Raw genomic sequence first — 14999 nt, forward strand, 5'->3', positions numbered from 1 at the left:
AGACATTTTCTAACGAACAGGACAAGAGGCAGATGTTTGCCCAAGACTGCTAGGAGTAACTTCTGGAGCTTGGGCTACTAAGTAGATAGTACCATGAGCATCAACTACCCAACCCGAGGCTTCCACAATGGGAGGAGGAGAAACTGGGTAAGTGGTAATCACTGTTGATGCTTGTGGCTCGGTTTCAACTTTGGCGGAGTTTGGTGGAGCGGTTCTAGGCTTCACCCACTGTGCTAGGGTACTGGTATCTTGTAATGGTTCAGTGGCACTCAATGGTAAACCGCCTCGTCCTGTAGCGACGAAGGAACTCTGACTTTGGGTGCTTCCAGGTCTGCAAGAGTTATCAAGCTGGGAGGGATCAACTAGATTTGAGGGTAGTGTAACTAAACCGTTGCTGGGGTCAACCTCTGGTGTGTTAATTTCTACCGTACCAGTAAATTCTGGACTTGCCCCTGTGGCAGTAATATCATTGTTTTGGGTGAGTGCATTGCGGGACTGACTGCCCAGAACAGCTTTTGCATTAATTGTTACTCGACCTCCACGAAAATCAGTAGAATTTGCACTAATATCGCTATTTTCTGCGGCGACTAGGAAGTCAGTGTTAATATTGATGTTACCGCCAATTACATTCTCCCCTCTTGCGTTGGTGGTGATGTTGCTGTTGCGAAGCATAATCACATTTTGGGAGCGCAAGTTAATGTTTGCCTGCTGTTGATTGGGGTCAGCACTAATCCCACGAGTATCAGCACTAAGGAAGCCTTTGTTATCTAAACGGATGGAATGGGCATTCACGTTTAAACTACCTGCTGTACCTAATCCCTCACTACGTACAACAATAGCTCCCCCATCCCGTACTTGCAAAATATCAGTGTTAATGGTCAGGTTACCCGCCCCCGCCGCAAAACTTGACTCAGAACTAGTAGATAAGGCGCTGGGATTTCCATCGTTGCTATTAATACCAATTATTTTTATATCAGAGGCATTTAATCTCATATTTCCTGCATTTCCTCTACCAAAAGTAGCAGTGCCAACTTGCCCTCCATTCTCTATTAACAGAGTACTGGTGTTAATTATAAGTTCTCCTGCATTTCCTGTGCTACCAGGGTTAGCAATATTACCAAATCCAGTGGTCAGATTATTAGATTCTTGAGTTGTTGAACCAATCACGTGTATGGAGGAGGTATTCAATACCAATTTTGCTGCATTACCTGAACTAAAAGTGCTAGCCAAAATTTGAGCCCTATCTCGTAGAGTTAACTTGTTCGTGTTAATATCTATATTTCCTGCATCTGAAATACCCAAAGTAAAAGAACTGATACTAGTATTAATACCTGTAGCAACAATTAATTCTGAAAAAGTTTTACCTCCAGTCATGTCAATTGAGTCGCTGGATGTAATGCTAATATCACCCGCCTTACCATTGCCAAATGAACTAGTTCCTATTAATCCTCTATCCTGAAGAGTTAAATTCTGTGTGTTAAGGCTGAGATTGCCAGCGTCTCCATTACTACCAAAGCGATTTCCTGTTGCTAATAAAGAATCAATTACTTCTACTGACTTAGAAGCGTTGACATTAACATTTCCTCCTCTGGCTTGACCAAAAGTGGAAACAAGTATAAAAGCTCCATTCCTGAGAATCAATTTACCCGTATTTATGGCTAAATTTGCCCCCATTCCAGTACCAACAGTGACACTAAAAAAGCCGTTGCGAAACTCAGAGGGATTGACTGTGGGATCTATAATCTGTGCAAAGGCTTGCTCAAATCTTCCTGTACCAATCACTTCTACGGAATCTGTAGCGTTGACTCTAATATCTCCACTTGAGATTGGCCCTGCGGTAAATGACGCAATGCGCGACCCTTGACTGATTTGCAAATTACCTGTTTGTATTTGGATTCCGCCGCCACGGATAATACCACTGGTATCAATGTTTGTCTCGTTGCTGAGTTGAATGTTACCAAAATTTTCCACACCATCATAGTCCAAGGAAAAGCCTTGGCTTGTAGGAGAAAGGCTCACTAAACCCTCTCCTGCAACACTTCCCAATTCTAATGTTCCCCCATTCGTCTTTAGTGTTGCTCCCTCTAGACTGATATCACCACCGACTAAAGCTAAGGTTTGATTGGGTTGGATCTGCAACCCTGTTGTAGTGTTAATGGCAAAACCCTGACTATCTCCTTTGACTTGAATTGTGCCGGGATTTTTCCCATATTGCAAACCAATGGGGGTGCTGATTGCTAGTAGGGGGGCGCTTTCTGATGTCCTGGTACTAAACAGTGTACCATCTGCAAATTTGATACTATTGGCTGTACTGGCAATAAAAGAACCGTTAATATTTAAATGCGCATTTTCTCCAAATACAATTCCATTAGGATTGATAAAAAAGAGGTTGGCATTACCTAAAACCCCCAGTGTCCCCAAAATATGAGAAACATTAGTTCCCGTCACCCGTGTTAAAATATTCTCGATGCCACTGGGATTGTTAAAATATGCCCCTCTTCCTGAGTCAATATTAAATTCTTGAAAGCTGTGGAATAGGTTGACTCCGCGAATTGCACCCCCATCGATTATGTCACTGGAAATGTCATTGATAGTCTGGTTAGGGGTGACAACCGAACTTTCATGACCTAGAGTATTATCTGGGATGATTTCCGCTCTGGCTGAGTTCAAAAAAGTTAGACTCAAGCAGATCAGGCTACTTACTAGGAACCAAGGGCAAATATAGGTAAATCCCATCACTACTGTTTTTTATTAAAACTGGGCTTTTGGGGGCATATTACCATTTTCTTAAGTATCACTGAATACGATTATATGAAGTTTATGAAAACTTCATACAGATATATACATACTAGAAAGGATGATAAAATACAGAAAAATATAACCCGTTCTCTTGCCATGTTCTGTCTGGGGAGTCAACAGATACAAGAGGAATACCCCAGTCAAGACGTGCTGTGAAGCGATCGCCTTGTGACCAGCGCCAACCTAAACCCACGGCTGCTAATGTGTTAGAGTCAGGATTCTTGCCAGAATTATTCCAGGCTAACCCAAAATCAATAAAAGGTATCACGTGTAATACTCCTCTTGACTGGGATAACCGCACCACTGGGATTTGGACTTCCGCCCCAGCTACAGCACCATTATCTGCTAACAGAAAATCTTGGCGATAACCCCGCACACTATCTATACCACCTATACCAAACTGTTCTAAAGGTAGCAAGCTTATAGATGCTATTTGAGTATTAGCACGCACAATCAATAAAGTCTCTGGTGCTAACAGGCGCGCCCATTGGGCTTGTCCTTGCCAGGAAAAAAACCGACTATCAGGAGTATCACTATTAATAGTAGCATTAAACGCGCCTATACCCAGATTAAATTGCGATCGCACCGCAATCACTTGGCGGCTATTACGAGTTGTCCATTCTTGAAAAAACCGTAATGCAGATATGCGTGCGCGCCCCTGGTCATCAGCACCCAAGGAAGGAAAAGGTAAACGTTCTCCCTCAATATAAGTAGCTTCACTTTCTCGCCGTGAAGCCGTCAATCCCAAAGCTAACTCCCCCCCCTGGGTTTGTATGAGGGGTTGACGAACAGTCAGCTCATAGTAACCAGATGAAGATTGAATATCAAGAATATTAAACGGTTCTTCAATCACATTACTAGATGATGTGCCGAAATTAAAGCTGATTGTACCATTGCGGGGATTGAGAGGTAAGGTGTAGCTACTATCAAAACTGTTGCTACCATCGTTATTAGCATAAGCTAAACTCAAACTATCTCCCACACCCAGTAAGTTAGCTTCTTTGAGTTGAAGGTCACGGCGAAAACTACCCACACTCGGAGATCGACCATTATCTAAGGCTACTTCGCTACTAAAAGATTTTGCTTCCCTCACTTGTACTTCTAACAAATTTGTGCCTGGACTTAGTCCTGCTGACAATTCAGCGAACAAGTTTTCAATCAAAGGATTAAGTTGCAGTAGTTGTAGTGCTTCTAGTAACTTATCTCGATTTAGGGGTACTGATGTCGCTAATGCTAAACGACTACGGACATAATTGGGGTTGAGTCGGCGCGTACCACTAATTTGGATATCTTCTAATTTACCTTCAAGCACCTGAATTTTAATCACACCCGAATCAATTGCTTGCAGTGGAATATATGCACCGGAAGTAATGTAACCCTTGTTAAGATATAATTCAGTGATTTGGTCGCGAGCTTGAAACAGTTCAGTTAAAGTAATTGGTCTATTAGTAAATTCAGCGGTAACCTTGGCTAACTCTTCTGGGCTAAATACTGTACTACCCACTACATCAAACTTTTGAACCGTAATAGTTTGCGGAACATCCTCTAGTGTAGGTGGCTGAGATTGGGTATCTGGAAAAGAGGGTGGGAGTAGTTGTGCTGGTGGTGGTAATGGTTGGAGTGGTTGGGGTGTTTCTAGGGGAGATGGGGCGGGGGGTTGAATATCTTGGGGGGGCGGTAATTGTTGCGATCGCCTGAAATTACCATTTGATATTTGTGTATTATCAACAGTTTGAGCCAATGAAGGATGATTATTAATACTATTTATTAACAGAAAAATACTTATAATATACCAAGAGATTTTTAGCGTTTTTCGGCATTGATACATCATGTGATGAGAATGTTGTTGAGCACAGTGGTACAGCTAAGGCTTCAGATGTGAATATTACTTCATTTCTTAGCCTAAAAATAGATATTTTGACTAAAAACGTCCACCAACTATGACTAAAAGGCGAATCAAGCGACTTAAGCAACTGTGTGATTGAGTTGCTGGTAAATACTTTGCTTAGTTGCGCAAAAAGGATAATATTCCCATCCCCGTACTTCCTCAATTGCTTTTGGATTACCATTTTATTGGTGTATGTTGTGTGATTACACACACAAGTATGACATCTTGCGCGGATCTTCTTATTCAGATAAACTAGTATAAGTTGCCAAATTTTCATAAAATCACCATTTTTTCGCTAAAAAAAGTTTATTTTTAATGAGTATATGCGTTATCGCCAAGATATTACCGAATTATTCTCAACATTCGCCCAGTTGGATGCAGGTAGATTCCAGAAATGGTTAACAGATCCCAACTTGGATCGTAGCATCAAAAAATGCTTAAATGAAACCCCAGAAGCATCGAATGCCAAAAACTTTTGGGCAATTTATTGGCACAAACACTGGCAGAACCAATCCCATATTCTTGCCAAGAGGCACTTGTCTGCTTATTTACAAGAACAATGTTATTGGGCGGCTCACAAGACTGTGGCTAAATTTACCATCAATGAATATAGTCTAGCTGACTACTTCCAGCTGGCAAATGCTGAGATAGAAAATATCCTCAAAGGCTTTAAACCTGAAATTAGCAGTAATTTACAAGCCTATGCTCAAATAGCAATTCCCACCCGGCTAAAAGATATTTTACGGCAACGCAAGGAAGCGGATAGCTGCACTAATTGGGCATTGTTACGCAAAGTGAGCAAAAAGCAGGTATTAGCATCTCTATCACAGGCTGGATTATCACCAGCCATAATTGCCCAACATCGTTTAGTTTGGTGTTGTTTTAAAGAACTTTATGTCCCAAACCAGGTGGGAGCTAATAGTAAATTACCAGAACCAAATCGCCAACTTTGGGAAGATGTCGCCAATCTCTACAACAGCGAACGACTAAACCAATTAAGTCAACAGATTCCACAATGCAGTGCAAACACAATTGAACAGATTATAACTCGTACTGCTACCTACCTGCGCGCTTATCTCTATCCACCAGTGAGTTCTCTAGATGCACTCAAATCGGAAGATGGCTCTAACATCACCTTGGATTTACCAGACCCCTCCTCAGACTCATTAATTGCTGATATCCTAGCCCAAGAGGATGCGCAAAACCGCCAAAATCAACTTTCTCAAATGAAATCTGTCTTGTCAAAAGCTTTACAGGTATCTAATGCCCAAACCCAAGAAATACTTAAACTCTACTACCAACAGGGACTGACTCAACAGGATATTATTAAAAAATTACAGATTAGCCAACCTACGGTTTCTCGCCGCTTGATTAAAGCCAGAGAATCCTTGTTAGCAGCCTTAATCAACTGGAGTCGGGAGACATTGAATATTTCTATAACTTCCAACCAAATAAAAGATATGACCAATCTTTTGGAGGAATGGCTCAGAAGTAATGATCACCCAATCTAATTTCAAAATCACTTTTAATAAAAAAGCATTAAAAATGAGTTATGTATTTGCCGATCCCAGAGAATGGGAGTTAGAAATTTCACCAGCACTTCAAGAGCAGTGTTGGCGAAACAGCCAAGTTTATGCCACACCTAGCAGTCGTTGGCGCGCCTATATTAATCAAATTTGCTTAGATGTATTTTTAAATTGGATACAAGTAGATTATGTTCCTGAAGCTACTGCCTGGGAATGTATACCTGGCGTTTCAGGTTTTTGGGAGTTTGTCAATGGTACTGTAGTTTTACTAGGACACAAGCGAGTGGCCTTAATTCCCAGTGAGGCAATAGATGATGGTGAGTTAGAAGTACCTCAAGAATGGGTAGATATTCCCAACTGGGCAGCAGATTATTATATAGCAGTGCAAGTGAAAACAGAAGATAACTGCGTGAGATTTTGGGGCTATACAACCCATCAAGAACTTAAATCATTGGCTAATTATGACCCTGTAGATAGAACTTATTGTCTAGATACCCAGGATTTAACTAAAGACCTCAATGCTTTTTGGATGACTTACCAATTCTCCACCGAAGAGATGAAAACTGCTATAGCTCCTCTGGGAGAATTATCCGCTACGCAAGCTGAAAATCTGTGCCAGCGTTTAGGAAATCCTGCTGTAGCTTTTCCTAGATTATCAGTACCATTTATCACCTGGGGAGCGTTACTAGAAAATCAACAGTGGCGGTGGCGTTTATATCAACAGCGACAACCAAGACAAGAGTTACAGTTTTCCGGGAAACAAGTTAATCTGAGTAATTGGCTGACAGGTATTTACGACGGCTCATGGCAAACCATTGAAGCATTTTTTGGCACAAATTCTCAAAGTTTAGCTTTTAGTTTTAGGAGTGGTTCTGGGTTAGCAAGTGCTGGTGTTAAACGAGCCAAATTAATTGACTTGGGAATGCAGCTAAAATCTGAACAACTGGTGTTACTAATTGCTCTCTCACCAGAAGCAACCCCAGAAATTAGTATTCGCGTGCAATTACATCCTGCTAATGGAGAAACTTATCTACCTGCTAATATAAAATTGGCTTTGCTTACAGAATCAGCCGAGGTAATTTATCAAGTACAAAGTCGAGGACAAGATAACTACGTGCAATTGCCGCGTTTTCATGGAGAGGTGGGAGAATGTTTTAGTATCCAAATTTCTGGTGACGATTGGCAAATAATAGAAAATTTTGTGGTTTAATTAGCCGAAAATTAGTCTATGAGCAAATTATTAGTTTTCAGTTTGTTAGGAGGTGACTTTAAGCAAGGGTTTGCTGTAGTTACTGCTCAGTTTTGGAATACTAACCAATTAGTACCTGTAAAGTTTATCGGTAGTTTGCCAGCAGTACCAGAGCTTCCCAATACTTATCACAAATGGCGATCGCTCTATGAAGCCTTACACTATTGTTTGGGCAATAATCAAAGGATCAAAGTAGATGAGCAAGGTGTTACTAATATTTCTGTAAATGACTTTGATGATGTATGTCAGCAACTACAAAGAAATATTAATGCTTGGCTCAAATCTGAGTCATTTCAGAAAGTTGAAAGGCAGTTGCGGACTTTACTTAATCCTCATGATGAAATTAGAGTGATTTTTGAAACAAATATTCCCCTGCTGCATCGACTACCTTGGCATTTGTGGGATTTTTTTGAGGATTATCCCCGGGCTGAATTAGCTTTAAGTAATCCAGAATATACAAATACTCTAATATCACAAAAACACCCCACAGGTCAAGTCAAAATTTTGGCGGTTTTAGGTAATAGTGTTGGTATCGATATTGAAAAAGACCGTGCTGGGCTTGAAGGTTTAGCAGATACCCAAGTCAAGTTTCTGGTAGAACCAAACCGCAGAGAACTGGATGAGCAACTGTGGAATCAGAATTGGGATATTCTGTTTTTTGCAGGACATAGTGCTAGTCTTGCAGATGGAGAAATAGGGCAAATTGAGATTAATCAGACAGATAGTTTAACCATTCCTCAGTTAAAAAATGCACTGAGGAAGGCAATTATACACGGTTTAAAACTAGCAATTTTTAATTCCTGTGATGGCATTGGTTTAGCGCGGAATTTAGCGGATTTGAATATTCCGCAAATGATTGTTATGCGCGAACCCATACCAGATTTAGTAGCGCAAGAGTTTTTGAAAAAATTTCTTTTTGCTTTTGCTGGGGGTAAGTCATTATATGCGGCTGTGAGAGAAGCCCGGGAAAGATTGCAAGGCTTAGAAAATGACTTTCCCTGTGCCAGTTGGTTGCCTGTAATTTGTCAAAATCCTACCACTTTGCCGGTAACTTGGCAAGAAATTTGTGGAAGTTATAATAATAATAAAAATAAATCTCTAGATATTAGTTCTTTAAGCAGCAAAATTTTGACTCGAAAGTGCAACTTATGGACTGTACTTTTGATGAGTGTAATCATTGCCTTCTCAACTCTAGCTTTGAGATATTTAGGAACTCTTGAGACAGCAGAACTGCAAACTTTAGACCAAATGCTGCGACTGCGACCAAAAGAAGAGCAAGATGCAAGGTTACTAGTTGTGGAAATTACCGAAAAAGATATCCAATCTTACCAACAAGAGATTGTCCGAGGCACGAAATCAATCCCAGATTATAAGTTAGCTGAGTTACTGCACAAATTACAACAATATCAACCGCGAGTAATTGGACTGGATCTTTATCGAGATTCTCAAGACCCTAAACAACCAAACCAGAAAGACCTGGTTGATGAACTAAAAGCAGATACAGTTGTTGTCGTTTGCAAAGGTAAAGATCATAAATTTGACCCTGAAGGTGTAAAACCACCCGAACAAGTACCTGTAGAACGTCAAGGTTTTACCGATGGAATTGAAGATTCTGACTATATCGTTCGGCGGCAAATTCTCATGATGGCGCAAGAACCTTCATCTGCTTGTCAAACCAATTATTCATTAAGTTTTCAACTGGCGGCTCGTTATTTATTTGACAAAAATATTCAAATTAATAATTTAAATAAGAATTATATCAAGTTTGGCAGTAAAGTATTGCAACGCTTAAAGCCTGGGCGGAGTGGTGGTTACCAACAAGGGGTAGATTTAGGTGGCTTTCAGGTCTTACTCAACTACCGCGATCGCAATTTCCAGAAAGTTTCTCTAGAAGATATCTTCAATGATAGAGTCAACCCTGATTTAGTCAAAGATAAGGTAATCCTGATTGGAGTCACCGCTAACACTGTCAGCGATATTTGGTCAACTCCCTACAGTGTTGTACAACACCCAGCAAGAATACCAGGTGTGTTGATACAAGCACAAATGGTGAGCCAAATTATCAGTGCTGTTTTAGATCAACGAGTTATGCTGTGGGTTTTGCCTTACTGGGGTGATATTCTGTGGATTTTTGGATGGTCTTTAATATCTGGCTTAATTATTTGGCGTATTGATTCACGTTTAGGTCAAGGCTGCACCATCGTGACTACAGTTATAGTTTTATACGGTTTTTGTACAGTCATTATTAGTACATATGGGGCATGGGTTCCTTTTGTGCCTTCAGCCTTAGCTGTGATTGTAACTGGGTTTTGTGTTGCTGCACGTAAGTAAAACCCTATTTATATTGGTTTAATAAATACAATATATTTCTGTGAGCATTACTAACTTGCTCGTGTCTGTGAAAAATTAGTCGGCCAACTGTGAATAAAACCAAAAAACCCAACCAATTAGTTAGTAGTGAACAAAAAACTTTCTAACAATCCCAGATTCAGGAGATGACCATGGCTAATTTTCTTTTTGCTCCCTATCTTGAAATTGATTTGACCAGCGAATTTGATTTGTCTGAGGTTCTGAATGGAGTAATGCACAATTCTTCTAATTATCTTAGGAGCTTCCGCAATGATCCAGGGTATATGCAGAAATTGGAAACTGCATTTGGTACTGGTTTTGATGCGGAAGTAGCTAATCAATTATTTGATAGTTTTGCTCAAGGGGATTTTAGTGCTGTTCCTAGGATCGAAATTGTAAGTCGTAATGACATTAATGGTGCAAATGGGGCTTTTTCTAGCACTACAGGCAAGATTTATCTAGCTGCTGAGTTTGTTAGTCAGAATGCTAATAATGTTGATGCTGTTGTGGCGGTATTGTTAGAGGAAGTTGGGCATTTTGTTGATGCACAGATTAATACAACTGATGCAGCAGGGGATGAGGGTGATATTTTTGCGAGGTTGGTGCAAGGGGAGAGTTTAAGTGAGTCAGAGTTAGGGGTGTTGCGGGGTGAGGATGATACCGCGACGGTGACTTTGGATGGTCAGGTTGTTGAGATTGAGCAGAATTCAAAGAAAGTCACCAATAATAACGATAGTGGTGCAGGTTCGTTGCGTCAAGCCATCATTGATGCTAGTAATACTCCTGGAGTGGATACCATTGATTTAACTGGCGTTAGTGGCACAATTTTTCTCAACAGTTCCCTCGGCGATCTTAATGCAGGTAATGACATTAATTTTATTGATGATGGTAACACTACTATTGATGGTAAAAATACCCGTCAAATTATTACCGTAAATGGGGCTAATGTTATTTTCTCTAGACTAACCTTTGCTAATGGTTTAGCCAGAGGAGGCGATGGCTACGGTGGTGGTGGCGGTGGTTTAGGTGCTGGAGGGGCGCTGTCTATCTTGGAAGGGAATGTCACCCTTAATAATGTGACTTTTACAGGAAATCGAGCATTTGGGGGTAATGCCAACGGCAATGCAGGTGGAGGTGGCAATGGGGGAGAATATTACGGTACAAATCGTAATGGTGATCATGGTCAATATGGAAGTGTAGGTGGAGGATTCAATAACAGGGCTGTTTCATATGGTGGTGCTCGTGGGGAAAAAGTAGAGGGTGGTGCTGGTGGCGCTGGTGGCGCTGGTTTAGGTGGTGCTGGTGTTATTTTGGGACTAGCCGGTGGCGGCGGCGGCGGCGGTGCCGGTGGCGACCATAATGGTGGTGCTTGGAGTTGGAATGGTGGTGCTGGTGGTGCTGGCGGTGCTGGTGGTTATGGTGCTGGCGGCGGTGGCGGCGGCGGCGGTGGTGGTGCTGGTGCTAAATGGTCGGATAAATGGCAGGGTAATGGTGGTGCTGGTGGCGGTGCTGGTTCATTTGGGGGAAATGGTGCTCATGGTCTTGGGGGGAAACGAGGTGAATGGTATGGTAATACCAGTGGTGTAGCTGGAGCATCTGGTGGCAGAGGTGGTGGTGGCGCTGGTTTAGGTGGTGCGATTTTCGTCAACTCTGGGGCAAGTTTAACCCTACTCAACAGCGTTTTTACTAACAACTCAGCCACAGGTGGTACTGGTGCAAATAATGGTCAAGGTCTTGGTGCGAACATTTTTGTTCGGGACGGAGCTACAGCCCAAGCCATTGGCACAAACTATAACAATACTTACGGTACTATTGAGACTCGTCCCTTCTCCAATGTTTTCTACCAGTATAAAGATCAGTCTAAAGATTATGGGTCTATCTATAGACTTAGTAGTACTTCTGCTACATGGGAACAAGCTCAAGCTCAAGCACAGAGTTTAGGTGGAAATCTTGTCACCATTAACTCTCAAGCCGAACAAGACTGGCTAGTTAATACCTTTGGTAGTAGTGAACAACTGTGGATTGGACTGACAGATAAGGATACAGAAGCCGATACAGATGGCACTAAATTTAAGTGGGTGAGCGGTGAAACCTCTACTTACAGGAACTTCTTTACCAATGAACCAAATAATGCTGGTAACGAAGATTATGTGGCGATGAATTTTAATGATCCTGGCAAATGGAATGATTACGGTAGTACCCATTCTTCAAGAGGCATTATTGAAAACAAGTTTTATGAATGGAACGGCAGTAAATATCTCTTAACGGGAGCTGCTACATGGGAACAAGCTCAAGCTCAAGCACAGAGTTTAGGTGGAAATCTTGTCACCATTAACTCTCAAGCCGAACAAGACTGGCTAGTTAATACCTTTGGTAGTAGTGAACAACTGTGGATTGGACTGACAGATAAGGATACAGAAGCCGATACAGATGGCACTAAATTTAAGTGGGTGAGCGGTGAAACCTCTACTTACAGGAACTTCTTTACCAATGAACCAAATAATGCTGGTAACGAAGATTATGTGGCGATGAATTTTAATGATCCTGGCAAATGGAATGATTACGGTAGTGGCGGTTCTTTAAGAGGCATTATTGAAATCAAAGAGTATAACACTATCGTAGGTGGATATTTCCCCGAATGGGCAATATATGGTCGTGATTTTCAAGTCGAGGACATTCCAGGGGATAAACTAACTCATGTTTTTTATGCGTTTACAAAAATCGACGAAAATGGAGAAGTAGCAATATACGATCCTTGGGCGGCGATACAACATCCATTTAATGGGAAGTATACTTGGCAAGAATCAGAACAAGGTTTAGCGGGTAATTTTGCTGAACTCCAAGCTTTAAAACAAGAATATCCCCATCTGAAAACCATGATGTCTATTGGAGGTTGGTCACTTTCTGTCCTTTCTCTGATGCAGCTTTAACTGAAGCCTCACGGGAAAAATTTGCTGCTTCTGCAGTAGATTTGATGGTTCAATACGGTTTTGATGGCTTGGATATTGACTGGGAATATCCTGTTAGTGGGGGTTTAGAAGGTAATATTAATCGTCCACAAGACAAACAAAATTACACCCTATTACTAGAAGAAATACGGGAAGAGTTGGATGAACAAGAAGCCATAGATAATCAAGATTATCAGCTGACTATTGCTTCCCCTGCTAGCTTGTCCACTATAAATAACTTTGAGTTAGGGGAAATTTCTGAACACATTGACTTCTTCACTCTCATGGCCTATGACTATCATGGTGCTTGGGAAAATACTACCAACCATAATGCTCCTTTATATGCTGTTCCAGGACAGCAGTCCATAGACTCTACCATAGACGCCTATCTTGATGCTGGGGTTCGTGCAGATCAGATAGTTCTGGGAGTTCCTGCATATGGACGCGCTTGGTCTGGTGTACCTAGTACCAATAATGGACTATTTCAGTCATCTAGTGGTGCGGCTTCGGGAACATGGGAAGCAGGTAGTTATGACTACAAAGATTTGTATAACAAACTCCAAGAACAACCCAGTGTATATACTCGTTACTGGGATGATTTGGCAAAAGTCCCCTATATTTACAGTCCTACCGACCAGGGTGGGATGTTTAGTTCCTACGAAGATAGTGAGTCAATTGGCATCAAGACTGACTATATTAAAGAGAAAGGTTTAGGTGGTATATTCTTCTGGGATTTGTCTGGTGATTTACCCGGTGATAATAATGATTCTTTAGTCAATATTGCAGCGACAAATTTAGCGACTAGTGAGCCTGAAACCCCAGAAATAGCGATCGCCCCCACCAACGCCATACAGTTAGAAGGTAACGAAGGACTTACCCCCTTTACCTTCACAGTTACCCGCACAGTGGATACAGGTATCAGCACTGCTAACTGGGCGGTTACAGGTACGGGAACCAACCCTGCTAACGCCGCCGACTTTGGCGGAACCCTCCCCACGGGTACGGTCACCTTTGCTGCGGGGGTAAAATCTCAAGTAATTACAGTCAATGTCAGTGGTGATACTGTAGTAGAACCGGAGGAAACCTTTACCGTTAGCCTATCTAACCCCAGTAACGCTACCCTGACCACTGCTACTGCTACGGGAACCATTAGGAATGATGATACACCACCCGTGGAGAGCGATCGCCAACAAATTACATCATTAGACAATTTAACTGCTGCTCCTGGCGGTGATGTATCTATTCCCCTGTTCTACAACACTTCCAACGGTGACAACACCCTGACGGGTATTAGTCTGCGGTTGCACTACAATTCTGATGAACTGAATTTCCAAACTGTAGAAAACCTGTTCAATAACAATCTATTTGTTGCAGTAGAAGACCTAGCTGATGGTACAGACTTAGATAACGACCCCAACACTGACAGTTTTATCCAATTTGGCTATACTGACTTTGCTGGTAACTGGCCTAACCAAACCCTACCGTTAAAGTTAGCGGATTTCAACTTTACCACCACTGACAACTTTGCCGGAACTCAACTTAATCTGACTTCCGATAATTTAGCCCCTGGTTATGGCCTAGAAGCAGACCCGATTTTAGTCAGTAAGCAGGAATGGAATTTTGATATTGACGGGAATGGAGAAATCAAAGCCCTTTCCGATGGCATTATGATAGTACGCCATCTGTTTGGTACTTTCCCCGATGAGAGATTAACTGAAGGTGCGATCGCTCCTAACGCCACTCGCAACCTAGCAGAAATTCAAGCCTACTTACAACAAGGGGTAGATAACCAATACTTAGATATTGACGGGAATGGAGAAATCAAAGCCCTTTCCGACGGCATTATGATAGTACGCCATCTGTTTGGTACTTTCCCCGATGAGAGATTAACTGAAGGTGCGATCGCTCCTAATGCTACCAGGGATTTAACCCAGATACAAGCACATTTAACTCAGTTCAGCACAGTAATATAAATATTTTCTGACGGTTGACGGTTGACGGTTGACGGTTGACGGTTGACGGTTGACGGTTGACGGTTGACGGTTGACGGTTGACGGTTGACGGGTCAGAACAGTCAGGGGTTAAAACCCCTGTCTGATAGCGATAGCGTGGCGTTAGCCATAAGCTAAAGTCGGATTTATCCGACTGGGTGTTGAATATAACATTATAAATAGGGTTAACAATCATTGCCTAGAGTATTATAGGATAGATGAATAAATTACTTAGGCTGATGACTTTGC

8 protein-coding genes are annotated in these 14999 nt (G+C 41.7%); 5 read left to right on the plus strand and 3 right to left on the minus strand.

All coding sequences use genetic code 11. The features are described from left to right. Positions 1-9: 9 nt before the first annotated feature. Entirely contained in the window at positions 10-2670 is a 2661-nt protein-coding gene (locus AC6IZ0_RS14200; RefSeq protein ID WP_497723501.1) for a two-partner secretion domain-containing protein, read from the minus strand. A 178-nt stretch (positions 2671-2848) separates the two neighbouring features. Beyond that, a complete protein-coding gene (locus AC6IZ0_RS14205; protein WP_497723503.1) occupies positions 2849-4630 on the minus strand; it encodes a ShlB/FhaC/HecB family hemolysin secretion/activation protein in 1782 nt (593 codons plus the stop codon). Positions 4631-5010: 380 nt separating this feature from the next. Here AC6IZ0_RS14205 and AC6IZ0_RS14210 point away from each other — a divergent pair, with 380 nt between their 5' ends. From AC6IZ0_RS14210 to AC6IZ0_RS14230, 5 genes are all read left to right on the plus strand, one after another. Continuing rightward, positions 5011-6198: a sigma-70 family RNA polymerase sigma factor gene (locus AC6IZ0_RS14210; protein ID WP_497723504.1), complete on the plus strand. Its 1188-nt coding sequence runs from the start codon at positions 5011-5013 to the stop codon at positions 6196-6198. Between the two features lie 34 nt (positions 6199-6232). Continuing rightward, positions 6233-7423, plus strand: coding sequence for a DUF1822 family protein (locus AC6IZ0_RS14215; RefSeq protein ID WP_497723506.1), 1191 nt, complete (start codon positions 6233-6235; stop codon positions 7421-7423). 18 nt (positions 7424-7441) lie between these two features. Further along, on the plus strand, positions 7442-9793 hold the full coding sequence (locus tag AC6IZ0_RS14220) for a CHASE2 domain-containing protein (protein ID WP_497723508.1): 2352 nt from the start codon (positions 7442-7444) through the stop codon (positions 9791-9793). Between the two features lie 170 nt (positions 9794-9963). Beyond that, positions 9964-12741 (plus strand): C-type lectin domain-containing protein, encoded by a 2778-nt coding sequence (locus AC6IZ0_RS14225; RefSeq protein ID WP_497723509.1) that lies wholly within the window; start codon positions 9964-9966, stop codon positions 12739-12741. After that, on the plus strand, positions 12705-14732 hold the full coding sequence (locus tag AC6IZ0_RS14230; RefSeq protein ID WP_497723510.1) for a glycosyl hydrolase family 18 protein: 2028 nt from the start codon (positions 12705-12707) through the stop codon (positions 14730-14732). Before AC6IZ0_RS14225 ends, AC6IZ0_RS14230 begins: the two co-directional genes overlap by 37 nt. Here the strand turns inward: AC6IZ0_RS14230 and AC6IZ0_RS14235 are convergent. Continuing rightward, on the minus strand, positions 14716-14946 hold the full coding sequence (locus AC6IZ0_RS14235) for a hypothetical protein (protein WP_497723511.1): 231 nt from the start codon (positions 14944-14946) through the stop codon (positions 14716-14718). The two genes, AC6IZ0_RS14230 and AC6IZ0_RS14235, sit on opposite strands and share 17 nt — an antisense overlap. Positions 14947-14999: the final 53 nt, after the last annotated feature.

It is taken from the genome of Anabaenopsis sp. NIES-4685, assembly GCF_059725405.1.

Bases quoted from the DNA above. Each gene is read 5' to 3' on its own strand.
- AC6IZ0_RS14205 (WP_497723503.1), bottom strand. From the start codon at position 4,630: ATGATGTATCAATGCCGAAAAACGCTAAAAATCTCTTGGTATATTATA.
- AC6IZ0_RS14210 (WP_497723504.1), top strand. From the start codon at position 5,011: ATGCGTTATCGCCAAGATATTACCGAATTATTCTCAACATTCGCCCAG.
- AC6IZ0_RS14215 (WP_497723506.1), top strand. From the start codon at position 6,233: ATGAGTTATGTATTTGCCGATCCCAGAGAATGGGAGTTAGAAATTTCA.
- AC6IZ0_RS14220 (WP_497723508.1), top strand. From the start codon at position 7,442: ATGAGCAAATTATTAGTTTTCAGTTTGTTAGGAGGTGACTTTAAGCAA.
- AC6IZ0_RS14225 (WP_497723509.1), top strand. From the start codon at position 9,964: ATGGCTAATTTTCTTTTTGCTCCCTATCTTGAAATTGATTTGACCAGC.
- AC6IZ0_RS14235 (WP_497723511.1), bottom strand. From the start codon at position 14,946: ATGATTGTTAACCCTATTTATAATGTTATATTCAACACCCAGTCGGAT.